The organism is Bacillus marinisedimentorum (genome assembly GCF_001644195.2).
GTDB classification, from domain to species: domain Bacteria; phylum Bacillota; class Bacilli; order Bacillales; family Bacillaceae_O; genus Bacillus_BL; species Bacillus_BL marinisedimentorum.
On record NZ_LWBL02000026.1, the window covers coordinates 130,600 to 153,984 of the forward strand.

Annotated in this window: 20 protein-coding genes, 1 pseudogene and 1 riboswitch; of the genes and pseudogenes, 14 read left to right on the top strand and 7 right to left on the bottom strand. The window is 43.7% G+C overall.

What is annotated here, in order from left to right:
* The first annotated feature begins 83 nt into the window (after nucleotides 1-83).
* The 5 genes from gloA2 (at nucleotide 84) to A4U59_RS08200 (ending at nucleotide 3,822) form a co-directional block, all read left to right on the top strand.
* Nucleotides 84-470: an SMU1112c/YaeR family gloxylase I-like metalloprotein gene (gene gloA2 / locus A4U59_RS08180; protein ID WP_066172794.1), complete on the top strand. Its 387-nt coding sequence runs from the start codon at nucleotides 84-86 to the stop codon at nucleotides 468-470.
* Between the two features lie 36 nt (nucleotides 471-506).
* Complete coding sequence (tagU, locus tag A4U59_RS08185; protein WP_066172798.1) at nucleotides 507-1,466, top strand: polyisoprenyl-teichoic acid--peptidoglycan teichoic acid transferase TagU; 960 nt, start codon at nucleotides 507-509, stop codon at nucleotides 1,464-1,466.
* 152 nt (nucleotides 1,467-1,618) lie between these two features.
* Nucleotides 1,619-2,275, top strand: a complete 657-nt coding sequence (locus A4U59_RS08190; RefSeq protein ID WP_066172801.1) for a YczE/YyaS/YitT family protein — start codon at nucleotides 1,619-1,621, stop codon at nucleotides 2,273-2,275.
* A gap of 103 nt (nucleotides 2,276-2,378) precedes the next feature.
* Nucleotides 2,379-2,876: a VanZ family protein gene (locus A4U59_RS08195; RefSeq protein WP_083270750.1), complete on the top strand. Its 498-nt coding sequence runs from the start codon at nucleotides 2,379-2,381 to the stop codon at nucleotides 2,874-2,876.
* A 142-nt stretch (nucleotides 2,877-3,018) separates the two neighbouring features.
* The gene (locus A4U59_RS08200) at nucleotides 3,019-3,822 is read left to right on the top strand and encodes a VOC family protein (RefSeq protein WP_066172802.1); all 804 of its coding nucleotides are present in this window, start codon (nucleotides 3,019-3,021) and stop codon (nucleotides 3,820-3,822) included.
* Between the two features lie 323 nt (nucleotides 3,823-4,145).
* Nucleotides 4,146-4,238, bottom strand: a riboswitch (cyclic di-GMP riboswitch).
* 91 nt (nucleotides 4,239-4,329) lie between these two features.
* Here A4U59_RS08200 and A4U59_RS08205 read toward each other — a convergent pair.
* Both A4U59_RS08205 and A4U59_RS08210 read right to left on the bottom strand, forming a co-directional pair.
* The gene (locus A4U59_RS08205; protein WP_066172803.1) at nucleotides 4,330-6,177 is read right to left on the bottom strand and encodes a diguanylate cyclase; all 1,848 of its coding nucleotides are present in this window, start codon (nucleotides 6,175-6,177) and stop codon (nucleotides 4,330-4,332) included.
* A gap of 170 nt (nucleotides 6,178-6,347) precedes the next feature.
* A complete protein-coding gene (locus A4U59_RS08210) occupies nucleotides 6,348-6,914 on the bottom strand; it encodes a DUF5317 domain-containing protein (protein ID WP_066172805.1) in 567 nt (188 codons plus the stop codon).
* Between the two features lie 312 nt (nucleotides 6,915-7,226).
* Between A4U59_RS08210 and ssb the strand changes: the two are divergent.
* From ssb to A4U59_RS08235, 5 genes and pseudogenes are all read left to right on the top strand, one after another.
* Nucleotides 7,227-7,544: pseudogene (ssb, locus tag A4U59_RS08215) on the top strand (single-stranded DNA-binding protein); the annotation flags it as partial.
* Nucleotides 7,545-7,691: 147 nt separating this feature from the next.
* Nucleotides 7,692-8,846 (top strand): sugar diacid recognition domain-containing protein, encoded by a 1,155-nt coding sequence (locus A4U59_RS08220; RefSeq protein WP_169823935.1) that lies wholly within the window; start codon nucleotides 7,692-7,694, stop codon nucleotides 8,844-8,846.
* Between the two features lie 64 nt (nucleotides 8,847-8,910).
* Nucleotides 8,911-9,594 carry a hypothetical protein gene (locus A4U59_RS08225; RefSeq protein ID WP_066172811.1) on the top strand — a complete coding sequence of 228 codons (684 nt, stop codon included), beginning with the start codon at nucleotides 8,911-8,913 and terminating at the stop codon, nucleotides 9,592-9,594.
* A 148-nt stretch (nucleotides 9,595-9,742) separates the two neighbouring features.
* A complete protein-coding gene (gene manA / locus A4U59_RS08230; RefSeq protein ID WP_066172814.1) occupies nucleotides 9,743-10,699 on the top strand; it encodes a mannose-6-phosphate isomerase, class I in 957 nt (318 codons plus the stop codon).
* A 27-nt stretch (nucleotides 10,700-10,726) separates the two neighbouring features.
* Nucleotides 10,727-12,451, top strand: coding sequence for a phospho-sugar mutase (locus A4U59_RS08235; protein ID WP_066172816.1), 1,725 nt, complete (start codon nucleotides 10,727-10,729; stop codon nucleotides 12,449-12,451).
* Between the two features lie 142 nt (nucleotides 12,452-12,593).
* Here A4U59_RS08235 and A4U59_RS08240 read toward each other — a convergent pair whose 3' ends face one another.
* From A4U59_RS08240 to A4U59_RS21320, 3 genes are all read right to left on the bottom strand, one after another.
* Nucleotides 12,594-12,962, bottom strand: coding sequence for a YndM family protein (locus A4U59_RS08240; RefSeq protein WP_106406309.1), 369 nt, complete (start codon nucleotides 12,960-12,962; stop codon nucleotides 12,594-12,596).
* A 60-nt stretch (nucleotides 12,963-13,022) separates the two neighbouring features.
* On the bottom strand, nucleotides 13,023-13,685 hold the full coding sequence (locus tag A4U59_RS08245) for a hypothetical protein (RefSeq protein WP_066172819.1): 663 nt from the start codon (nucleotides 13,683-13,685) through the stop codon (nucleotides 13,023-13,025).
* A 128-nt stretch (nucleotides 13,686-13,813) separates the two neighbouring features.
* Nucleotides 13,814-13,960 carry a hypothetical protein gene (locus tag A4U59_RS21320; RefSeq protein WP_157888153.1) on the bottom strand — a complete coding sequence of 49 codons (147 nt, stop codon included), beginning with the start codon at nucleotides 13,958-13,960 and terminating at the stop codon, nucleotides 13,814-13,816.
* A 158-nt stretch (nucleotides 13,961-14,118) separates the two neighbouring features.
* Here A4U59_RS21320 and A4U59_RS08250 point away from each other — a divergent pair, with 158 nt between their 5' ends.
* From A4U59_RS08250 to A4U59_RS08265, 4 genes are all read left to right on the top strand, one after another.
* Entirely contained in the window at nucleotides 14,119-15,024 is a 906-nt protein-coding gene (locus A4U59_RS08250) for a DUF4349 domain-containing protein (RefSeq protein WP_066172820.1), read from the top strand.
* A gap of 220 nt (nucleotides 15,025-15,244) precedes the next feature.
* A complete protein-coding gene (locus A4U59_RS08255; protein ID WP_066172822.1) occupies nucleotides 15,245-15,445 on the top strand; it encodes a hypothetical protein in 201 nt (66 codons plus the stop codon).
* Between the two features lie 315 nt (nucleotides 15,446-15,760).
* On the top strand, nucleotides 15,761-17,089 hold the full coding sequence (locus A4U59_RS08260; RefSeq protein ID WP_066172824.1) for a UDP-glucose dehydrogenase family protein: 1,329 nt from the start codon (nucleotides 15,761-15,763) through the stop codon (nucleotides 17,087-17,089).
* A gap of 225 nt (nucleotides 17,090-17,314) precedes the next feature.
* Nucleotides 17,315-17,932 carry a transposase gene (locus tag A4U59_RS08265; protein ID WP_066172827.1) on the top strand — a complete coding sequence of 206 codons (618 nt, stop codon included), beginning with the start codon at nucleotides 17,315-17,317 and terminating at the stop codon, nucleotides 17,930-17,932.
* 972 nt (nucleotides 17,933-18,904) lie between these two features.
* Here the strand turns inward: A4U59_RS08265 and A4U59_RS08270 are convergent.
* Together A4U59_RS08270 and A4U59_RS08275 are read right to left on the bottom strand one after the other, a co-directional pair.
* Nucleotides 18,905-21,652 carry a DEAD/DEAH box helicase gene (locus A4U59_RS08270; protein WP_066172828.1) on the bottom strand — a complete coding sequence of 916 codons (2,748 nt, stop codon included), beginning with the start codon at nucleotides 21,650-21,652 and terminating at the stop codon, nucleotides 18,905-18,907.
* Entirely contained in the window at nucleotides 21,645-23,324 is a 1,680-nt protein-coding gene (locus A4U59_RS08275) for a hypothetical protein (protein WP_066172830.1), read from the bottom strand. Before A4U59_RS08275 ends, A4U59_RS08270 begins: the two co-directional genes overlap by 8 nt.
* Nucleotides 23,325-23,385 lie beyond the last annotated feature (61 nt).

Here is a 23,385-nt window from a genome sequence, read left to right on the forward strand (position 1 = left end):
GGAGGGACTTATCCCCTTTGGCTCCTCTTATTCGTTTGTAAAGGCAGGAAATAGGAAATGGTTAAATAGAAGGGATGTTAAGCATGAGAATAGGAAAGATTCATCATGTAGCGGTCATTTGCACAGATTATAAAAAGTCAAAAGCATTTTATACCGAGATACTCGGGCTAAAACCGGTGAATGAAGTATACCGGGAAGAGCGTAACTCGCATAAACTTGATCTTCAGGTTGGAAATCATGCGATGATTGAGTTGTTTTCATTTCCAAATCCGCCTGCACGGCCAAGTTACCCCGAAGCGGCAGGGCTCAGGCATCTCGCTTTTGAAACGGCCGATCTTGATAAAATGATAGAGTATTTGGCAGAAAACGGCGTCGAATGTGAACCAATCCGCATTGATAATGTGACGAATAAGCGGTTCACTTTTTTCAAAGATCCCGATGAATTGCCAATCGAACTGTATGAGAACTAACGGAGCACATTAATCTATTTGCAGAGGAAGAATAATATGGCGAAAACACGCAGTGAACGCGGCAGAAACAAGAAAAAGAGGTGGCTCTACTGGATTGGGGGGATGCTGCTCATTTTTATTCTGGCAGCAGGCGGATATGCATACTATTTGTATGATAAAGTAGCGGATACAGCCGGAGATATGCATGAACCATTGAAAAAGGAGAAATCCGATAAACGAGCGGAAGACGTGGTTGTTGAACAAAAGGATCCTATATCGGTTCTGCTCCTTGGCGTAGATGAACGTGCCGGTGACAGGGGCCGATCGGATACGATGATCGTATTGACTGTCAATCCGCAGAAAAACTCGATGATGATGTTTAACATCCCGCGTGATACAAGGACGAAAATTGTCGGTAAAAACAGCCAGGACAAAATAAACCATGCCTATGCTTTCGGCGGTGTGGATATGTCAGTTGATACAGTCGAGAATTTTCTCGATATCCCCATTGATTATTATGTAAAGGTTAATATGGAAGGTTTCCATGATATTGTGGAAGCCGTTGACGGTGTGACGGTTGATAACAAAATCAAGTGGACCGATACGGGTTATTATAAAAAAGGCCATACGTATGAAAAAGGTGAAATCACCCTCGAAACAGGCGATGAAGCACTGGGATATGTAAGGATGAGAAAACAGGATCCGCGCGGCGACATGGGCCGGAACGAGCGCCAGCGCCAAGTGATCCAGGGTATCATAAAAAAAGGTGCCAGCCTGTCGGGTGTGATGAACTTTGGTGAAATCATGGAAGTGCTTGGCGGCAATGTGAAAACGAATTTAACATTCGACGAAATGAAAGATCTTCAAAAGCATTATGCAGAGTCACGCAAAAATATGAAGTCATTTGAAATCGACGGCCACGGTGAGACAATTGATGGGATCTGGTACTATATCGTTCCTGACGAGGAGCGGGAGTCTGTTTCAGAGAAGGTGAAAGAGCATCTAAGGCAGGAGTGAAAAGTGACGACAGAAATCCGCCGCGCAGGCTGGCAGCATCAGCCGGAAACAGGCGGATTTTTATATTACATTTGGTTTAAAACCAAAGACATAGCCGGTGAAAGTTGGTAAAATCACATCTAAGCATAACAAACAGAAGTGGGATGATTGAAATGGGCAATACAAAAGTGGTCCGGTTTTCGTTTTACGGAATCGGACTTTTAATCCTTACACTCGGTATCGCATCAACCATTGTGGCAGGAGTAGGCACGTCTCCTTTTGACGCATTGCTTGTCGGCATGTCACAAATGGTGGGACTGACTCCAGGGAGCTGGGAGTTCCTTGTCGGTCTCGGATTAATTGGTATAAATGCAATCGTCATGAAGAAAAGGTTGAACCTGCTTGCCTTGATGACGGCTTTTCTGACAGGGGCGGGCATTGACTTTTGGCTTCTCGTCTACGGGCATACATGGCAGCCTGAAGAAATGATGGGACAGTGGTTCGTTTTTCTGGCTGGTGTCGTCATCGTCGGCTTTGGCATCTCCACGTATTTACAATCGCGATTTGCGCCGATGCCCCTCGACGAATCGATGCTGATGCTGAGGGAAATGTTTAACATGAAGATGTGGATGGCGAAAATGGTGTTATCGCTCATGTTCTTAATCCTGGCATGGCTTGTCGACGGACCGATCTGGCTCGGGACCATCGTCGTTGTATTCCTGAGCGGCCCGGTGATTGGTTTTTTCTATCCTATCATGGAAAAATTCTCTGGTAAATTTGAAACGGGGATAGAGCCTAAGCCGGATTTAAAGCAGAGGGAGTCCGTTTAGGCGATTGGACAAAATTTTTTGGGGTGAGGGTTTAGGTTTGGTGAAGGTTGCCTGGCAATTGCGAGGCAATTGCCAGGCAATATTAAGAAAAGGGACGATTCAAATGACAAAGTGGTTTATTCGGCTGCTCCCTATCCTTTACATGGGAATGATTTGGCGGATGTCCGCCAAATTTAATCCTGGAGACACGGCGGGCATTAATTTAGCAGAAATATTTAAGTATGTATCCATTCCAGTATTCGGCCAGGAGGGCGATGGAACGCCTGTTTTGGAACTGGGAATTATTTATGAAGCTGCTCACTTGATTGAGTTCGGTATCCTATACGTTCTATTGGCACTGGCCTATCTGACTTTTAATAAGCTTACGTTTAAAGCCGAAATTGTCCTGGCTTTTATCGCCATGAGTTACGGTTTAATTGACGAAATCCATCAGGCCTTCGTCCCTTACCGATCGGCCACAATCAATGATTTTGTAAAAGATACAATCGGCGTGATCGCTGCCTCTCTCCTGGTGCACACTCTTTATTTCAAGAAAAAGCGAAGCGGATTTGCAAGCTTTCTGCCTTCCCTTCATCCTTCTGGGAAGGAAAGGGAAGTGTGAGACTGTATGCAGTGTCCTCTTGATTGCCTGGCAATTGCCAGGCATTTTTTGTGCCGCAGAATTTGAAATTTTGGCAGGTTGCACAATATTTAACTCGAAGTTATCAGGGAAGATAACTTGGGAGAGGGGCGGTAATTAATTCATGAAATTTGATCATCTTGTCCATTTTTCAATAGACCCGGTGCAATCGATGGAGGAAGCCGGCCGGTATGGGATTCGGGCGTTTTTTGGCGGCGAGCATGAACCATGGGGAACGTATAACACACTGGCTTTTTTCGGCCTGCCATATATTGAGTGGATTGGAATCCGTGATTCGCGCCGAACAGAAGCAGAGCAGGATAATAGATTAATTCAGCAAGTGGCTGGTGAGCAGCACAAAGGAGATCACCTTCTAACTTTTGCGATGAGAACAGATGATATCAACCAGGAAGCCAGAAAGTTTGAAGCGAAAGGCATAAAAACAAAAGGCCCCCTTCCTGGCAGCCGGCTTCAGGAAAACGGGGAGCTGCTGAAATGGAGCATGCTGTTTATCGAGAATGAAAATGAAAATTCTGTTTGTCCGTACCCATTTTTTATTGAATGGGGCGAATCTGACGAAAAGCGACTTGAACGCCTGCAAGAAATGAAAAATGAAAAAATTCATCTTCAGGCGATCTATATTGCGGTCTCTGACCAACAGGCTGCATTGGCAGAATATCAGTCTTTATTCGGCTTAGAGGTAAGTGGAAGCTTCCACTCTGCTGAATTGGGTGCAGCGTGCACTCAAGTATACCTTGAAGGATGCAACCTTATTTTTTGCGAGCCAGCTGGAGATGGTCCGGTTAAAGAAGTAATCGAACAATATGGTCAGGTACCATTTAAAGTAGGATTAATCAAACAGAGCGGTGAGGGGACAACTACATTTCTCATCGGTAAGGTCCCTTATCAAATAACCAATCGGCCATAAAGCACTATATTACTACTAACAAAGAGCAGCTTGCATGCTGCTTCTTTTTTTGTACAGTTCGATAAAACTGGTTATAGCTTTGCACAAAAGTACCAGTACGGTCTTGTGTTTGTGTTAAGACGGTGTGATAATAAGGCAAAAGAAAAGCCGCCCCATGAAAAGGCGGATCAAAGGGCAGCATTGGCAGCAACTGAAACGACAGTCCCGAGAATAACCGCTCCCAACACAATAAAGCTGTAGAATAGCTGTTTCTTCCGCTTTGGCGTCAGCCATGAATCTTCCATCTTTCTTATCCTCCCTCATCATAAACCGAAGAAGGCCGTTTCGGCAGCTGGCTGGCATATGATCACAATAGTCATCATGAAGCCCCTTTAGCTTTGCGTCACCATTTTTCAATAGTTTTGCCGTTTCGACGATTTATGTAAGATCTTGTCAAAGTGCTTCCTTTTAATAATAGGAAATATTTAAGGGAAACACAACCAGTAATAAGTGTTTTGTCTTATATACTTATGCATTTTTTAAAGTGTCAGTGCAATTGTACTGTCTTTCAAGGTAACTATCTTTAATCATTTCAATAAAAGGTTCTACAAGTACAGGATCAAACTGTGTCCCGCTGCAGTTTCTTAATTCTGTAAAAGCCTCCTCGAACGACTTGGTAGCTTGATAAGGTCTTTCCGTTGTCATTGCATCAAAAGCGTCGATTACGCTTAGAATACGGGCGAGCCTGGGTGTATCTTTTCCTTTGAGTCCATAGGGATACCCTTTACCGTCATAGCGTTCATGATGTAATTCAACAAGAGGAGATAAATGTTTTAAGTGTTTATGTTGTTCGATTAAGTCCTTTCCCCAAGTTACATGTTTTTTTACAATTTCCCACTCTTCAGACGTCAATTTACCCTTCTTTTGAAGAATAGTACGAGGGATTTCTATTTTTCCGATATCATGAATTAGGGCCCCAAGTATTAGGGTTTGCTTTTCGTACGGATTCAGATGTAATCTACTGCTGAATTCAACCGCATATTTAAAAACACGTTTACTGTGCTTATACGTATTTACGTCTTTTGCTAAGAAGAAACTTAGTGGCTGCTCAAGTTCGTTAATTTCCTTTTCCATATCACTTATTATAAGTTGCCCAGTATCCTCATTAAATGCCAGTACCTGGTTTTTACCTTTTGCTTTTGCCAGATACATTGCTTCGTCTGCCTGATCAATCAACTGTGATTTATCATGCATTCCTTCTTGAAACTCAGCTACACCGACTGAAAAACTGATACAGCCAAAGGGGAAAATTTCTGCGCCTTCAAAATAAGTGTCGTTAATTTTTTTCCTCAATTTGTTCATGAAAACCAAGGCATCGTCCTGAAGTGTGTCAGGCATTAGTATTGCAAATTCTTCACCGCCATAACGGGCAACAATCCACTCTTCGTTTGTTACTTCTTCTTTCACCTTTTTAGCAACAAACTCTAATAATTGGTCTCCTTTGTAATGACCATGCGTATCATTGTATTTTTTGAAATCATCCATATCAAACATAGCTAATGTAAGTGGTTTATTGCTGGATTTTGTATTTTTGAATATTTTTTCGAGTTCCTCTTCAAAGTATCCATGGTTGTATAAGCCGGTTAAATAATCTTTAATAGCTTTTTTCGAAACCTCTTCAAAAAGCTTAAAATGTTGTTTGAATGTTACGGCTACCAGCATGCCGATGCTTGAGTATAAGAACAATCCGAAAATATGATGTGTGTGAACTAAAATCATTAATATTATTGATAGGAGTAGAGTAGTTATATAACTTGCTAGCGATTCTTTTAATACGTTCAAGTAAAATGTGAAAAAAGGCTCGGATTTTAACAAAGAATAATATGCCATTACCAGCGCCGTGTTTACTAAGAAATAAACCGCAAGTGCTACCATATAAGAATAAAACATTGAATTATCAAAAGGCCCAATTGAAGAGCCAGTCAACAAAAATGCTTTATAGGCAAGAACGATTGCGATAGAGTACACTGATAGATTCATAAGATGCATTTTGGTAGTAAAACCCTTATTAATAAAAGCTATAATTATGCTAGAAAAGATTAGTAAGTATAAAGAGTAACTTAAACCATAAAGTAAGAGTGCTGCAAGATATATAGAAGAATCCATAGAAAAGTATGCACCTGAAGGAGGCAACCGAATAGTCCAGTGACTTAAGACGAGTATTGATCCTATGAAAAAGTAAATACGGACCCATTCGCTATGTGTGGGGATATTATAGTCAATATTTAAAAGAAGAAGTAAGATGCCGCCAATAATTATAGAATTGGCATACAAATTAAAGAAGTTTATCTTAGTTTTGAAAGAAGCCAAATTCATAAAAAACCCTCCAAAGCCGAATGGGAAGGGGTCTTTAAAAAACCCCTCCCCATAAATGGATTACTTATGGTCCCACTCGGAAACCAGAAGTAAGAGAAATTATTACAGATGCGATGATGACTAGGTTAATTAAAACAGATTTCTTGTTCATTATATCACCTCCTTAAATATTACACATGTCTAATTTCTCGTTTATGATTATGTTTTAACATGAGATGCTGTAAAAAAATAAATGCTCCGATGTTCATGATGATATCACCAATACTAATAACCTGGCTACGAGGGTACGGTGGTTGAAGTGCAATAATATCACCAAGAAAACCAAGGTTTGTAGTATTATTCAAAATTGTATGCTTGGCATATAGGCCGTTCTTTAAAGCATCTATATAATGTGGATCCAAAACTGCAGCCGCTTCAACTGAAACAGGCATACGTCCTCCATTCACCAACATAACAATAAAATTTAAAAAGACACCAATAAATAAAATTCCAAAACCTTCATAAGAACGGTTAACCCATAGGAAATACAATCCGACAATGTATACGAGCATAAATGAAACAGAACTAAAGTTAGCTATCCACTCAAATGAGTTCTGCGTAAAATATATTATAAGCTGTACACCAAGCAAGACAGGGAAAACCCATCCGAATTTTAGTTTAAGATCTGCAATGCCTTTCAAATTCCCGCCTCTAAAAAAACCGATAAGCAGAGATAGAATTATTCCATCAAAAACCATCATATTCCTCCGCAAACTTATATTCTAAATTAAATTATAATACAAGAAATTCCATCAAGTTACATTATATCAAAAGAATCGGAAAAAATAGTTATAAAGTCATAACTTTGTCAAATCATTGTAAATAATAGGAGGTATTCAGTCGTTTTACAAGCAATTCGTCAGTTTTTGTAAAATTTTCCGAAAAATTATTTACACAATTATCAGATAACTATATACTACTAATTAGCGTGGTTTCTACTAATTTTTTACTATTAATAAGAAAATAGTCTTGCAACATGTGCTAGCTTTTTAAAAAAGGAAGGTGTTAAATTGATCAATCAAATTATCCTTGTCGGAAGGATGACAAAAGACCCGGAACTCCGCTATACAGCAGAAGGTAAAGCGGTTTCCAATTTCACTCTTGCTGTAAATCGAAATTTCAAAAGTCGAAACGGGGAATATGAAGCGGATTTCGTCAATTGCAATGTATGGCATAATTCAGCCGAGAACACAGCCAATTATTGCAAGAAAGGGTCTCTTGTCGGTGTGACTGGAAGAATCCAATCACGCAAATATGAAAATAATGAAGGAAGGATGATTTATGTAACCGAAGTTGTCGCGGATCGTGTTCAATTCCTGGAACCAAAAGCTTCTTTGCAACCCTGAAGCCCTCTGCCCCTCTCCATAACCTCAAACTAAACACTCCATGTTTCTTCACCTTAGTCTCCTATTGTAGAAATCACGCTGCAGGGAGCTGCCATGCTCCCTGTCTATTTCATAAAGAAGGGGGAAATTGTGAAAGTGGTGATACTAACCGAGAAGCTGGCCCAGAATCTCGTTTCCGAAACTTCGAGAATCATTGAGCATGACATCGAAATCATCGACTCTACGGGAAAAATAATCGCAGCCAGCGACAATGCAAAAGTCAATCAGCCGGCCGATCTTCTCGACCAAATAAAAGAGGCCTCCCAGAAATCTTACATAACGGAGAAAAACAAAACATACACAACATTGCCGATCGAATTTAATAATGAAAAAGTGGGGTTCATCAAGCTTGAAGGTTATCCGCATAAGGTATCTCGTTTTGCCATGATGATCAAAGTAGCATTAGAGGCGGCCCTGCTGGAAGTCTCTCAAGAAAAACAGTCCGAGATGGAACGGAGGCTGAGGGAAGAAGTTTTACAGGAATTGATTTTTGGGACAGATACGCCGGCCGTCACCTGGAACAAGGCAAGGCAGCTGAAAATAGACTTGAATGACGGCAGGATTGCGGCCGTATTCGAGGTGCTCCCGTTACAGGGTGAATCAGACAAAAAGCAAACTGCCGCAAAGAAAATTACCGCTTCATTGTATCGCAACCTATCCGCTAAAGACCTGGTAGCTTCACCGCTGCCAAATGTGGTTGTCGTGCTAAAGCATATTCCGATGTCTGAAAAGGATGATTTTTTAAATGTTGCCCAGTTTGATATCGAAACAATGATAGCTGGAATTGAAGAAGAATTCGAAGTAACGGTAAAAGGCGGCATCGGCAGGCGGTTTAATAGTATTGATCATGCTTCTGAATCATATAAAGCTGCCATGATGACTTTAAAGGCCGGTAAAATACTGTATCCCGAGAAAAACGTATATACGTATGAAAGCCTTTCTTATTTCACATTACTGGGAGATGCATCAGACAAGCAGGAGTATGAAGATCTTATCACTCCTTATCATCAAATTGTGATGGGTGATAAAACAGGTGAGCTTCGAGAGACATTTAAAGCTTACGTAAATGAAAACGGCGATCAGAAAGGTGCATCTGAAGCTGTGTTTATCCATCGCAACACATTGCGCTACCGGTTGGAAAAGATTCACCGGCTTACTGGAAAAAACCCAAGGGACTTGAAGGATTTAATTCAGCTGTATGCTTCGATGATGCTTTATGAGTTTACACAGCTGCAGGAAAATTGATTTTTTGTCCTCTTGCAATGAGAGGTGATTCCACAGATGAGTTTTTAGAAAGGAGGTTAAAAATATGGGGTGGAAGAAGAGCTATCAGAATTGGAAACAGAACAGCAAAACTGATCAAACCATGATAAAACAGCTTGAAGAAATAGAAAACCGGCCAGAAGAGCTCATTGACTGTTTTTCTGGCTCACTAAAAATCAAAAGAAATGGAATTGATGGGTACTTTGGTCCCGGACCAAACCGGTTGAATAAATATACCATTCGAAAGCTGTCGAAGAGTATTGCATTATATTCTAAATCAATAGAAATAAAAGAAAAGGTTTCAGCATCAAACGGTATTGTCATCGCTTATGATCGGCATAAAGAGTCCCCGGCGCTTGCCGTTGAAGCTGCTCGTACACTTGGGAAGCATGGGATAAAAACGTATTTATTTAAGTCAATAGAGGAACCGGCTGCTTTGAACTTTGCTGTAAGCTACCTTGGTGCCCTGGGAGGTCTGGGGATTTACTGCGCATCTGAATCTTATTCTGAAGGACTGGCAGGCATATCATTATGCGGCCCTGCTGGATGCGAGCTTCGAGAGCTGGATATCAGGGAACTGACACAAGGAATGCAGAAATTTGAAAATGAATTTGCCATTGAGGTGGCTGATGAGAGAGATTTGTTCGTCAATCAATTGCTGGATTTTATAGAAGGAGCGCCGGAAATATCTGAACATGAAGAGAAAGCCGGTACTACCCATATATGTTAAAATAAAACATATATCCGGCCGGTGCTGTCCGGCTTTCTTTTATTTAATCGAACGTTCATTGTTTATGGGAGAAAATTTCTTCATAATGAAGTATAGTTTTAGTGGATAACCTGATTAGTGAACAAAAGAGTTTGGGAGTGAGGCATCTTTGGGCAAACAGCCGATTTTTTTGAATCCAGTATTTAAGGAACGAATCTGGGGTGGAACGACATTAAGGGATGAGTTCGGGTATTCCATTCCTTCGGATGAAACCGGGGAAGCTTGGGCGATCTCGGCGCATCCAAACGGGCAGAGTACTGTCCGGAATGGCCAGCATGAAGGGGCGTCTCTTGGAGAACTGTGGAAAACATACCGGCACGAGGTGTTTGGAAATGCTTCAGGTGAAGTTTTTCCGCTTTTAACGAAGATTCTTGATGCAAATAAAGATCTTTCCGTTCAGGTTCACCCGGATGATACATATGCAAAGGAACATGAAAATGGTGAGCTTGGCAAGACGGAGTGCTGGTATATCATTGATTGCAAAGATGATGCCGAATTGATTTATGGGCACCATGCCAGAACACGCCGAGAGCTTGAGGAAATGATTGAAAACGGACAGTGGGGTGACTTGCTTCGGCGTGTGAAGATCAAGCCAGGTGATTTCTTTTATGTGCCAAGCGGAACGATTCATGCTCTTGGTGAAGGTACGCTCGTGCTTGAAACCCAGCAAAGCTCTGATACGACTTATCGTGTTTATGATTATGACCGTGTGGGTGCAGATGGGCAGAAACGGGAGCTCCACCTGGCTAAAGCGATTGATGTAACGACAGTTCCGCATGTCGATGGAGAGAATGATCTGTCGGTAAATCAAATGGCTGGCGGAAATGTGACAACTCTTGTGAACAGCGAGTTTTTTACAGTATATAAATGGGAAGTGAAAACTGAACTGAAGCTCAGCCAGGACAAACTTTTTATGCTTGGAAGTGTGATAGCTGGCGAAGGACAACTTACGAATGATGCCGGTGAGGCATCCGGACTCAAAAAAGGTGACCATTTTATATTGCCTTATGGACTTGGGGATTTCGTGATTCATGGTGAGCTGGAGGTAATTGTTTCTCATTTATAAAGATAAAACATCATAGGGGGAGCGTATATGGATTGGAAAACTGAATTTGACCGCTGGAATAACTTCGCGGAATTGGAGCCGGAAATACGGCAGCAGATGGATGAAATGGCTGGCGACGAAAAGAAGATGGAAGACAGTTTTTACAAAGAGCTTGAATTCGGAACAGGCGGCATGCGCGGAGAAATCGGCGCCGGTACGAACCGGATGAATATTTATACTGTGCGGAAAGCTTCAGAAGGGCTTGCCAATTATCTTGAAGAGACCGGCAATGATTATAAAAGCCGCGGTGTTGTGATCGCTTATGATTCACGCCACAAATCACCGGAGTTCGCGATGGAAGCTGCCCGGACGCTTGGCCGGCATGGGATAAAAGCATACGTTTTTGATGAATTGCGCCCGACACCGACACTTTCCTTTGCGGTCAGGCACTTAAATGGAGCAGCAGGGATTGTGTTGACGGCAAGCCATAACCCGCCGGAATATAACGGTTTTAAGGTGTACGGTGATGATGGCGGCCAGCTTCCTCCCAAAGAAGCCGGGGAGCTTGTTGAAAAGGTGAATAAGGTTGAGGATGAGCTGCTGATTGAAGTTGCCGATGAAATGGATTTGAAAGACTCAGGCTTGCTCGAGGTGATTGGTAAAGAAGTCGATGATGCTTACCTTGAAGAGTTGAAAGGAATCCGTGTGAATCCGGAAATGATCAAGAAACAAGGCAGTGATTTGAAAATAGTATTCTCACCGCTTCACGGTACGGCCAATAAACCGGTGCGGAGCGCGCTAGAAGCTTTCGGATTTATGAATGTTGCCGTGGTGAAAGAGCAAGAATTGCCGGATGCCGACTTTTCAACCGTTAAGTCTCCAAATCCTGAGGAGCATGCTGCCTTCGAAATTGCGATTAAGTACGGCAAGGAAATCGACGCAGATATTTTGCTGGCCACTGATCCGGATGCTGACCGTCTTGGAGTAGCTGTAAAGAATCCGGACGGGGAATATGTTGTGCTTACCGGTAACCAGACCGGGGCTCTTATGCTGGAGTATTTGCTTTCCCAGCGGAAGGCGAACGGCGTACTTCCGGAAAACGGAATCGTATTTAAGACGATTGTTACTTCGGAAATCGGCCGGGTCATTGCCAGGGAGTATGGGATTGCAACCGAAGACACACTCACAGGCTTTAAGTTTATCGGTGAAAAAATTAAAGAATATGAGCAAACAGGGGAATATGAATTCCAGTTTGGTTATGAAGAAAGCTATGGGTACCTGATTGGTGATTTTGTCCGTGACAAAGATGCTGTCCAGGCTGCATTGATGGCCGCCGAAACGGCTGCTTATTATAAGTCTCAAGGAAAGTCGCTTTACGATGGGCTGCTGGATATCTTTGATAAGTATGGATACTATCAGGAGACGCTTCATTCGATGACCCTGAAAGGAAAAGAGGGCGCCGAAAAAATTGCCGGCATGATGGACCAGTTCCGCAGCCAGCCTCCTGCAGAAGCGGCAGGACTGAAAGTGGCAGCGATGGAAGATTATCAAAAGAGCGAGCGGACTGAACTGGATACCGGTAATAAGAACGACATTGATTTACCGAAGTCCAATGTGCTGAAGTATTTCCTCGAAGATGGATCCTGGTTCTGCCTGCGCCCATCAGGCACAGAACCAAAGATTAAGTTTTATTTTGGTGTGAATGCTGAAACACTTGAAGGCAGTGAGCAGAAACTGCAGGACATTAAAAATGCGGTATTGAACCTGGTTTAATACTGTTTAACTATATGCAGCGAGCATTGAAAAACCCGGCGATAATGCCGGGTTTTTGTGTGGGGTGGGGCTAGTTGCAAATAATGCCTGGCAATTGCCTGGGACTTCCCAGGCAATTGCCAGGCAGCTACATTCCATTTATCTACACGTTATACAAATGGCGGTCAGGTTCTTCAAGTACTTTATCTTCCATATATTTGTGGAAGAACCACTCTCCGGCTGCAAGTGCCAGTGAAGAAACAACTGCTGCCATCAAGGCATTTTCAATTGTCATTCCAGCCAACAGCCAGATGAGCAAAAAGGTCAAACCGAAATCCGACAATGTCGCTACCAGGTTGTTTGTCTTGGGGAATATAAGTAAATCACCAATAAAATAGGCAACAGAACCTAGAATTACAGTCAAGAGCAGGATGTTTCCGAAGCTTATCCCGTAAAAGACACCCAGTACAAGGTACAATATTGCAATGGTCATGACACTTTTTATTCCAAGGGCTTTTAAGTGATCGTCCATGTTCATGTACCTCCTTTCGTGGTGTATAGGACATTTATCTTTACCCGATACATTCAAAAATTAATCAATAATGGGTTTATTTACCATATTCCACCCAAGGAAGCAAGTCCACAAAAAGGGCGGTCCGGAAGTGATAGGAAGAATAAAGAAAGCAGCTTCTGGCATCATAACCGAAACAATGATTCCAGCTGCACCAGCCCATCCTGAAACCCACCCTGCTTTCGTGAACAGTGAGCCAGTTTTGAATTCAGCCTCCATGGATTTGCTTAATAAAGATGAGCCAATCCATATTAAAGCAATGGCAAAATATCCGCTCAATAGTCCAAGACCGAAAATAGCACGATACAGAATAAAGGCCAGCGAATCGGGGCTATCTTCAGCCGCGGAGGCGATAATCGGCAATGTGACCAGTTCAGCCGCTAAAACAACGGTCCATATGGACAGGGAGGATATAAATAGCCGCGCTGCGTTTCGTGCGCCCATGTACGATTCTTTTAAATAGAACTCTGCACTGGATAGACCAAGAAGCCATAAAAAAATCCCGGCAAGCATGATGCTGTGATCAAACATCCATCTCAGGTAAGAATTATTGATATCGTGAAGGGCATGGGAACCGTCCCACGGGTCAACCACCGGCGGATGCAGCAGGGTTGATATCGCAACAAGGGCTGCACCGGCAAGAATCGAGATGCCCGCAGCTTTGTTTGATAACGAATTTCTCATTCAGTCCACACCTCCAAAACCTGTTTAATCCTACTCTACCCGAATTAAAAAGGGGTTAGACTTAGTTGCAAATAATGCCTGGCAATTGCCTGGGACTTCCCAGGCAATTGCCAGGCATTTTATCATTCTTACTGTCCGCCCAGCCTTTTAATGATGTCACTTTCAAGGTTTTTCATGTTATTTTCGAATTGAGACATGTGTTTTTCAAGAGATTGAAATTGCTGTTCGATTTCTTTTACTTGTTTTTGGATTGCATCGATAAACTTTCCATCCATTTGAATGCCACCTTTTCATCGTTTTATTACTAAATTATTCGAAAGGGTGGAACTGGTGAGCTGAAAAACAGAGATACTGAATCGGGAAGCCGTAACAAATCTGATGGCAAAATCGTCTAATCGATAAATAAAGAAATAGCCAGGAAAGGCGGGTCAATATGAAACGGTTTAAATGGGTCTTTGCTGTGATGGGAACGGTTATCCTCATATTTACGGCAGCATGCAGCGGCGGCAATGAAGAATCGGTTGTAACAGAAGATAATGTCTCGAAAAATGAAATGGCAACCAAGGAGGAGAGCGAGCAGGAAATCAGTGGGGAAGCAGGAGCAGGGGATGCGGCATCTACTGTTGAAGATAAGGTGCAATCTGAGCGGAAGGTTGCATATGAAGGCGATTTGTCGCTTGAAGTTGAAACGCTGGATGACTTTTTGCCGTTAGTTGAAAAGAAAACCGCTGAGCTGGGCGGCTATATGGTTGAATCCGCAGTTTACAAGGAATCCGAAGAACATAGGGGAGCACACCTGTCTGTCCGAGTTCCTTCCAAACATTTTCAGGATTTCATGGTTTATGTTGAAGAAAACAGCAAAGAAGTTAATAACCGAAATGTTCGGGGGCAGGATGTGACAGAGGAGTATGTGGATCTGGAGTCTCGTCTGAAAGCCAAGAAGGCCGTTGAAGAAAGGCTTTTGGCGTTTATGGAAGAAGCCCAAAAAACTGAAGACTTGCTGAAAATTTCAAACGATCTTGGCCGTATCCAAGAGGAAATTGAACAGCTTCAAGGACGCATGAAATATCTCGATAACCGAATCGAGTATGCAAGCATTACGATGAATGTTTCTGAATCCTACAGCCCAAAACTGCAGGATAGGGAAGAACTAAACACCTGGGATAAAACAAAGGATACGTTTATCACTACACTTAATGGACTGAGTGCTTTCGCAAGCTGGATATTCGTTGCACTTGTAGGCTTCTCACCGGTGCTCATTTTGCTGGCGATTATTGGCGCGGCCGTCTGGATGATTATGAGACGGAGGAAGCGGAAGCAAGGAGAATCGGGGAAATAATCCGGGGAATACTGCCTGGCAATTGCCAGGCAATTTTTTTTTTTGCCAAACATGTAAAATTGAATTTTAAGGCCGTTTTACTTCTGAAAAATTTAATTTTTCCCAGGAGAAAATTCAATTTTTACCCCTTAAAACCACTGTAAAATTGAATTTTTGCTTTTTTTCAATTTGAATCTATTCCTGTATGATTGGTTTATCTTAGAGGAAAGGAGGTTAACGATTGCGGGACCGTTATATGGAAGAGCTGCTGCGCAGGTTAGCCGAGGTATACAGCGATGTGAAGAGGCTGAAATCTGATTCTGTCACGAGGGCCGAAATCGAGATGATGGAAAAGAAGATGGATGCATTATCCCAGCAGGTTGCTGAAAATACCGAACGGGTCCATCCCTTTACTGAACAATTGAATAATCAGGTTTCGTAAGACTTTTTTATCCAACTACACTCTACCCGAGGGCAAATGGTACTCCCTTGCCAGATGAGGCCCTCACCAGAATCGGAAATTCCACCCTATCCAAACCCAAAACCCTTTGAAATCCACCTTGCATTTCTCGAGGTAAGATTGCCAGCCGTCCATCCGGGCGGCTGTTTTTTTTATGTTTGCTATTCGTTCACCAATCACACTCCATAATTTTACAATAACTGCAAACTGGTTTAACAGCAGGACAGTAACAATTATAATAAGATAATGGAAAAGTAATCGCCAGGTACTGATATCTTTAGAATAGGAGGGAGATCAATGCGTATTGCAATTGCCGGCACAGGTTATGTAGGTCTGGTAACCGGTGTTTGCCTTGCTGAAATCGGTCATGATGTGACCTGTTATGATATCGATCGTGCAAAGTTAAATCAGTTGAAGCAGGGGAACTCGCCGATTTATGAACCTGATTTACCACAATTGCTGAAAAAGAATATTTCGAGTGGCAGGCTCACCTTTACTGATCTTCCCGAAGAAGCATACCGGCAGGCAGAGGTCATTTATATTGCAGTCCCGACACCGCAAGCCGCCGATGGTTCGGCGGATTTATCTTATGTGAGCAGTGCAGCGGAACGTATTGCCAAATCTGTTGTGAAAGATGTTATCGTTGTTGTAAAAAGTACTGTTCCTGTTGGAACGAATGAGAGAGTCGGCGATCTGGTCAATGGACATTTGATGGTTCGTGGCTTAAAGGCGGATGTTGTCTCCAATCCTGAGTTTTTGCGGGAAGGCTCGGCGGTGCACGATATGTTCAATGGGGAGCGGATTATCATCGGTTCAGAATCTGAGCGGGCTGCGGAAATTGTGATTTCAATTAACGAACCGTTCGGAATACCTTTTTTAAAAACAGATGTACGAAGTGCAGAAATGATCAAGTATGCATCAAATGCTTTTCTGGCTGCCAAAGTCAGTTTTATCAATGAGATTGCGAGCATCTCTGAGAAGCTTGGTGCTGATATAGAAGCTGTAGCGGCCGGGATGGGAATGGATAAGCGGATTGGAGATCAGTTTTTACGGGCAGGGATCGGATACGGCGGTTCCTGTTTCCCGAAGGATACGCGTGCACTTGTTCAAATTGCCGGCAATACCGATCATAAATTTGAGTTGCTTGAGTCTGTCATCAAAGTGAATAACAAGCAGCAGTCCGTTTTGTTTGATAAAGCAAAGGGACGATTCGAAAATTTGAAGGGGAAAAAGGCGGCGGTTCTTGGCCTTTCCTTCAAGCCAAACACCGATGACATTCGTGAAGCAGCTTCCATCGTTCTCATTAATATGCTGTTGTTTGAAGGGGTGGAAGTCACAGCCTATGATCCAGCTGCCCTGCAGAAAACAAAAGCAATTCTGGGCAATCGAATAAAATATGCAAAGAACGGAGAAGAAGCTTTACAGAATGCGGATATGGCTTTCCTTGTTACCGAGTGGGATGAAATCAAGGATATCCCTTTTGATGACTATACCGCGCTTATGAAGAAACCGGTCATCTTTGACGGCCGCAACTGCCATTCCCTTGAGGAAGCGGCAAAGCATCCGGTCGAATACTATTCGATCGGGCGGCGTCCGGTAGTGAATGCCATGGAAAGCACTTTTTGAGGGCTGCGAAATGCCTGGCAATTGCCTCGCAATTGCCAGGCATTTTTTGTTCCTCTAAATTTTAAAGTTCATCGTTTTTTACAAATCCCACCTACACAACTGGCACTAAACCGGAAGATATGAAGGAATCTTCATTTTACTAATATTCAAAATCAGGATAAAATATTTTATAACAGCACGATCACCCACCTATGACCCTCCACCATATTTGAAGGAGCGTGAAACATGCCTCGAAACCGGATTGGCTGGTTTCCGGGTGCCCTGTATCACGTTGTCTCCAGAGGGAGCCGGCGTGCTCCCATTTTTTTTCACGACCGCGACCGCCTTAAGTACTTTAACCTCCTCCATGATACACGCCAGGTATTCCCTTTCGAACTTCATGCCTACTGTTTGATGACCAATCATGTTCACCTGCTGATTGAAGTTGATGAGACGCCTCTCGGTCCAATCATGCAAAAACTCAACCACCGATATGCCGTCTATTTCAATCGTACTCATGAATCAAGCGGGCATGTATTCCAGGGTCCTTATTTTGCAACACAGATTACAAGTATTGACGATAAGCTGGCGACTTCAAAATACATTCACCTGAATCCGGTAGAAGCAGGTCTTGTGAAAAATGCAGAAGACTACCCCTGGAGCAGCTGCAAAGCGTATGTAACAGGAGCATTCGATTCCCGTCTTACCTCAACCTCTCTATTAACCCACTTTAAAGCACCGGAACGTAAAGCCTACTATGATTTTCTTCAAGAACCTGAATTCTCAGTCGACTTTTCAAAACTTAAGCCAGATTGGAGGGATTCACGGCAACAAGATCCTGCACGGGCGAAAGTGGAGAAATGAAATATAAGTAGATATGCAGTGAAAAGCCATAATGGTAATTCGTTATGGCTTTTCGTCATGAGGTATTTTCTGTCTGTTGTAATCATGTTGCCACATCAGTTGTTGGCAGTTTCAAATGCCAAATATCGAAGGGAATGCGGTTATAAAGCAAAAGAGAATAACAAAGAGATAATCTTGCCCGGCAACAGTAACAAGGTTTGAATAAACAGCTGCCATTTGGTATAGAAAAAGAAATGAGATGAGCATCATGATAAAAAGAAGCAAGATATGGTATTGACATGTCGTTCTTCTTAGCAAGGAACGTACTATGTAAGTAAGAGGGTTGGCAATGAAAAAGAAAAATTGGAAAGGCAAATATAAAAATAAAAGGCAATGACAAAAAATCGAATCTTCTTTCAAGCACCATTCCGTATATAACCAGTAAAACAAAAAATGCCAGTGTGCTTATGGTTGTTCCCTTAACATGCTTAATAAAATATTGAATTTAGCTCTCCTTAATGTATGTAGTATGTATCCGCCATTCATTTAATTTTAAAAAAATCAGGCTGCTACTAAAAATTCCATTTTCCTCTTAAATCTATACTTCAAAATGGAAAAATGACTTAGGAAAAAATCAATTTTAGAACTATGAGAAGCCTTGAAAATTCAATTTTAGCCATTTTACAACAAAAAAGAACACCGATAAACTGAACAGTGTAATTCCTCTCACCTCTTTGGCACAATCCTCTTACAGACACCACTAAAACAACTAAGCCCGCCAGCCGGGCACTTCACCATGCGGGCCACCTGCAGGTGAAGTGGAGATCGTAACTTCCTCAGTTCCGTTTCTCCAAAAAAGCCGCCGGATCAACGTGATTCGGCGGCTTTTAGTATGATGTGTTTTTGTTGTTTTCTGGATTGCCTGGGAATTGCCAGGCAATCATAGGTCTTTATACTCATAATTGCCTGGCAATTCCCAGACAACCCCAAACTTCATTCCAACTCAAACAGTTCCCTTAGTTCATCAATGGACAATTCGGTGATCCATTGTTCGCCGCTGATGATTTGATCGTTGAGTTCTTGTTTCGTTTGCAGCATTTCGTCGATTCGTTCTTCGAGTGTGCCGGGTGAAATGAGCTTGTGGACGTGGACGAAGCGGTTTTGGCCGATTCGGTAGGCGCGGTCTGTCGCCTGGTTTTCGACGGCCGGGTTCCACCATCGGTCATAGTGGATGACATGGTTGGCCGCTGTCAGGTTGAGTCCGGTCCCGCCCGCCCGCAGCGAAAGCACGAATATCGGCACTTCCCGGTTCTGGAAACGGCTGATCATGTCATCTCGGGCTTGCTTGGTAATCCCGCCGTGCATAAACAGCACCGGCACGCCGAATTGCTCCTTCACCACTTTTTCAATTAGGTGGCCCATGCCGACATACTGGGTGAAAATCAGGCACTGCTCGCCTCGGTCGAGGATGTTTTCCACGAGCTCAATTACTTTTTCCATTTTGGCCGACCGTTTTACCGGTCTACGTGCTTCCTGTTCTTTTAAAAACAGTGCGGGATGGTCACATAATTGCTTCAGTCTGTTCAAGGAGGAAAGAATCAATCCGCGCCGCTGCATTCCTCCGAGTTTCTCCACCTGGTTGAACGTGTCGTCGACGACCTGTTCATATAGGGAAGCTTGTTCGGCCGTGAACGGACAGTATTCTTTTTGTTCCTGCTTTTCCGGCAAGTCGAGTGCAATTTTTGGATCCGTTTTTGTACGTCTTAATAAAAACGGCTGAATCAATTTTTGCAGCTGTTCGACTTTACCATGTTCACTGTCGCGTTCCACTGGCAAAATGAACCGCTTTTTAAACGATGCAAGACTTCCGAGATAACCCGGGTTCAAGAAATCCATAATTGACCACAGTTCAGAGAGCCGGTTTTCCATCGGAGTGCCGGTCAGTGCCACACGATGGTCGGCACTCAAGCTTCGGATCGCCTTACTCTGTTTCGTCTGGACGTTTTTAATATTCTGCGCCTCATCTAGGCAGACCGCACTCCAGATCATCTGGCTGATTGTCGTCCGATCCTGGGCGGAAAGCCCGTAAGTCGTCAACACGACATCTGCTTTCATGGCTTTGTATAGAAAATCGGTATCTTTTTTCCGTCCGGGTCCGTAATGGAGGTGAACCTTAAGATCAGGAGCGAAGCGTTCAAGCTCTTTTTGCCAGTTTCCGATCACCGAAGTCGGTGCGATGATAAGTGCCGGACGCCGGACTTGATCTTCCTTTTTCATATATAGCAGATAGGCGATTAACTGAATTGTTTTGCCGAGACCCATATCATCCGCAAGCAGGGCTCCGAGTCCAAGCTTCCGTAAATAAGCAAGCCAGCGGTATCCTGTAAGCTGATAAGGACGAAGCGTGCCGTGCAGTTCATCCGGGAGCGGCTGTTCTGGAAGATGGTCAGTTTCAAGCAGGCGGCTGAACGCCGTTTCCCAGTCATCATTCAGCTGAAAAAGTATTTCGTCGCCATCATCTTCGGATAGTTTGTTTTGAAAAACATCGATTGCCCGGCGATTTTGCTGCTTCTCCTTCTCGAGCCGCTTTTGCAAGCGGGATATCGTGGCATCATCCAGCACAAACCATTGATTTTGTACCTGTACGAGCCGTTGATTGTCCTTTACAAGCTGTGCAAACTCGTTTTCGCTAAAGTCTTTATTTCCAATCGCCACTTTCCAGTTAAAATCAACGACAGAATTGAGGCCGACGAACGAATGGCCCGTTGTGAACGGTGAGGTCACTTCGGCCTTCAGTTTCGCCCCTGGCCTCTTGTCATTTGCCCACCATGATGGAAGCATAACCGTTACCCCGGCACGAGCAAGTAGGATGCTCATTTCGTTTAGAAACGTCCATGCCTCCTGATCATCAATTCTCGTTATCAATAACCCGTGCTCGTCCTGCCATGAATTGCCGGCGAGCTGTCCCCAGTATTTCCTTTCCTGTTCTGCCTTCTGAAGATAATTCTCCCATCCATCAGGGAATTCGTGGTCCTCCAGCCCATAATGATGACCGGTTTCTTCATCCATCAGAACCGTTTCCAGCTTCCAGTCCTGCTGGCCACCCTCAGGTTCCTCAAGCCGGAGCGCAAACGAAAACGGCATTTCCGTAGCCTGCCAGCCGATTTTCTCGAGCCACATTTCCTCATCAAGGTGTGCCGGAATTGCCTGGGAATTGCCAGGCAATTGTGGGTCTTTTTGCTCATGGTTGCCTGGCAATTGCCAGGCACTTAACCGTTCTGTCACTTCCTGCAGGTGAGGGTCTTCAATAGTTCTTTCGTTTAGTACAGCCGAAAGCCAGCCCTTTGCAAAGGGGGTGAGGTTTGTTCCTTCGGCTGTCCAGGATGCTTTGCCGTTTTTCCAGGAGGTGAAGTCCGGTTTATATTTTTTTTCATTAAGGATATCTGCAAGTTTTTCCGCTGTTTCCCTTGCTTCATCTGCTTCGCCGACAAATAGTACGGGCATGAGTGAGGGAAGGAGGGTAAGCGCAAAGAAATCGACCGCATCACCGGGGGAAAGGATGACCTTGTTCAATTCGACCTCAAGTTCTGTCCCGTACAATGATGGTTCATGCCAGGCGAAAACGGCATTTTTCCACTTGTCGGGGTCAAGCGCCTCTCCTGTTTCATCTTCGGCATTGATGAAAAATCGATAGTTTTCATTCCATATGCAATTGATCCTTAGAAATTCCGCGTTAATCATGGAGTAAATTCCCTCTTTTCAATTCCTGTTGGAAGGCGCGCAGCCGTGCTGTTTGTTCAGTGAGCCGGCTGATATAGGCCTCCCATTTCCCGGTTCGCTCTAATTTTTTATAAATGCTCTGCAGATGCTCTAGCTCAGCGGCCGCTTTTTCATAGGCAGGGCGGCTTTTTTTGTTGATAAGAGCGGTGATTGACTGATGGAAGAGCGGCAACAGCATTTGCGGCGCGTTTTCTTCAATCTGTTTGATCTGTCCCTTTTTAAAATCGGATGCGTTATAACCCATTATAATTTGCAGTTCCACCCAGCGGCGGTAATCGTTGATCCCTTCAAGATAATCGGAATAATGGGAGTAGCTGTAGGGCAGGAGCCGCCGAAGCGCATGGCCGTAACTCGCTTCTTCATTGCTTTGCTCGGCGTACTTTTTATAAAAATCAAGCAGCACCGTTGTACGTTCCGTGCTTCCCTCAGGATTCTCAATTTCGAATAATGCGGCCGTTTTCTTTGCGGCAAGATCAAGCCAGCGTTTTGAACGGCTCCATTCCCCGTTTTCCTGACTTAATTTAATCCAGTAAAACGTATAGTCAACAGCAGCCGCTTTTAAGCCGGAAACGACATCAAATGCGATGTCGTCATTCCCTGACATGTAAGCGAAATGAGCGATGGCAATATTGTATTCAACCGTGAACGGATGGCCGAACGTTCCGGAAGACTTCAACACGTTTTCCTTGATGCGCGGCAGCATCTCAAGATCGATGCGATTGAGCCACTGCAGATCTTGATACAAAGTGCTCATAATGCTTCGGTAAAACCAAAGTCTGTCAGCAGCAAATGCTGGATCGAAGGTTAACAGATTTTCGATATGAGGCAAGCTTTTGGCCAGGGAATCCTCGTGTTCCCCGCTGGTGGAATTATTGATAAGATTGCCTGCAGTCCCAATAAGCCCGTCAAGTTCTCCCCGGATTTTTTCAATATACGGCAGGGCGTGCGCATACTGGCTCTCAGAGTAAAAATTTGCACCGGTGAAGGAAACGAGCTTCATGAATCCGGTAATGCCGGCCATGATCAGGTACAATGATTTCCGGAATGGATCATTGGGCTGGAACTGGACAAGCCCAGCATAATAGCTGTGATAAATATAGCCGAGCATATCGTGCGGGCTCCGGTTGAAACTCGCACCCGCCTGATGTTTATCGAGAAAGCGGACGTACTCCTGATTAAAAAAGGCGACCCATTCTTCGGGATCATACTCGTTAAACGGAAGCTCCGCTGCATTATGGGGATTTGATTTCGTTTTGAAAATGAGGTTTTTATGCTCTTTTTCTTCAGTCGGTGTTTGGCGCCAGTCTTCTACAAGTGCACCAGGACTGTCAAAATTCACGTAGACTGCGAAAAATGCGCCAAGCTGGTGTTCGCAAATCCCCGGTGTGGGACACGCACATTCGCTCAGCTCGAAGAAGTCCAGGTTCAATTCGACCTTATAAGGGGCGAAATCCTGGACGGTCGCATACAGCATTTCCTCGTCCGCTTTGATGTTATAGACACTGCCGCTGCGATACAGCTGCAGCCCGCTTTTAATTAACTGTTGATCTTTTTCGTTATCGGGATTGAGCAAATACCCAATCTTATCCGCACTGTGGCTGACCAGTTCCCTTGAAACCTCATCCGCAATCATGATGCACCGCTCCTAACGTCCAAATGTCTATCCCTCTATTATAACCGAGAATAACTGGAAA

Bases quoted from the DNA above. Each gene is read 5' to 3' on its own strand.
- gloA2 (WP_066172794.1), top strand. From the start codon at position 84: ATGAGAATAGGAAAGATTCATCATGTAGCGGTCATTTGCACAGATTAT.
- tagU (WP_066172798.1), top strand. From the start codon at position 507: ATGGCGAAAACACGCAGTGAACGCGGCAGAAACAAGAAAAAGAGGTGG.
- A4U59_RS08190 (WP_066172801.1), top strand. From the start codon at position 1,619: ATGGGCAATACAAAAGTGGTCCGGTTTTCGTTTTACGGAATCGGACTT.
- A4U59_RS08195 (WP_083270750.1), top strand. From the start codon at position 2,379: ATGACAAAGTGGTTTATTCGGCTGCTCCCTATCCTTTACATGGGAATG.
- A4U59_RS08200 (WP_066172802.1), top strand. From the start codon at position 3,019: ATGAAATTTGATCATCTTGTCCATTTTTCAATAGACCCGGTGCAATCG.
- A4U59_RS08205 (WP_066172803.1), bottom strand. From the start codon at position 6,177: ATGAATTTGGCTTCTTTCAAAACTAAGATAAACTTCTTTAATTTGTAT.
- A4U59_RS08210 (WP_066172805.1), bottom strand. From the start codon at position 6,914: ATGGTTTTTGATGGAATAATTCTATCTCTGCTTATCGGTTTTTTTAGA.
- A4U59_RS08225 (WP_066172811.1), top strand. From the start codon at position 8,911: ATGGGGTGGAAGAAGAGCTATCAGAATTGGAAACAGAACAGCAAAACT.
- A4U59_RS08235 (WP_066172816.1), top strand. From the start codon at position 10,727: ATGGATTGGAAAACTGAATTTGACCGCTGGAATAACTTCGCGGAATTG.
- A4U59_RS08240 (WP_106406309.1), bottom strand. From the start codon at position 12,962: ATGGACGATCACTTAAAAGCCCTTGGAATAAAAAGTGTCATGACCATT.
- A4U59_RS08245 (WP_066172819.1), bottom strand. From the start codon at position 13,685: ATGAGAAATTCGTTATCAAACAAAGCTGCGGGCATCTCGATTCTTGCC.
- A4U59_RS21320 (WP_157888153.1), bottom strand. From the start codon at position 13,960: ATGGATGGAAAGTTTATCGATGCAATCCAAAAACAAGTAAAAGAAATC.
- A4U59_RS08250 (WP_066172820.1), top strand. From the start codon at position 14,119: ATGAAACGGTTTAAATGGGTCTTTGCTGTGATGGGAACGGTTATCCTC.
- A4U59_RS08260 (WP_066172824.1), top strand. From the start codon at position 15,761: ATGCGTATTGCAATTGCCGGCACAGGTTATGTAGGTCTGGTAACCGGT.
- A4U59_RS08265 (WP_066172827.1), top strand. From the start codon at position 17,315: ATGCCTCGAAACCGGATTGGCTGGTTTCCGGGTGCCCTGTATCACGTT.
- A4U59_RS08270 (WP_066172828.1), bottom strand. From the start codon at position 21,652: ATGATTAACGCGGAATTTCTAAGGATCAATTGCATATGGAATGAAAAC.
- A4U59_RS08275 (WP_066172830.1), bottom strand. From the start codon at position 23,324: ATGATTGCGGATGAGGTTTCAAGGGAACTGGTCAGCCACAGTGCGGAT.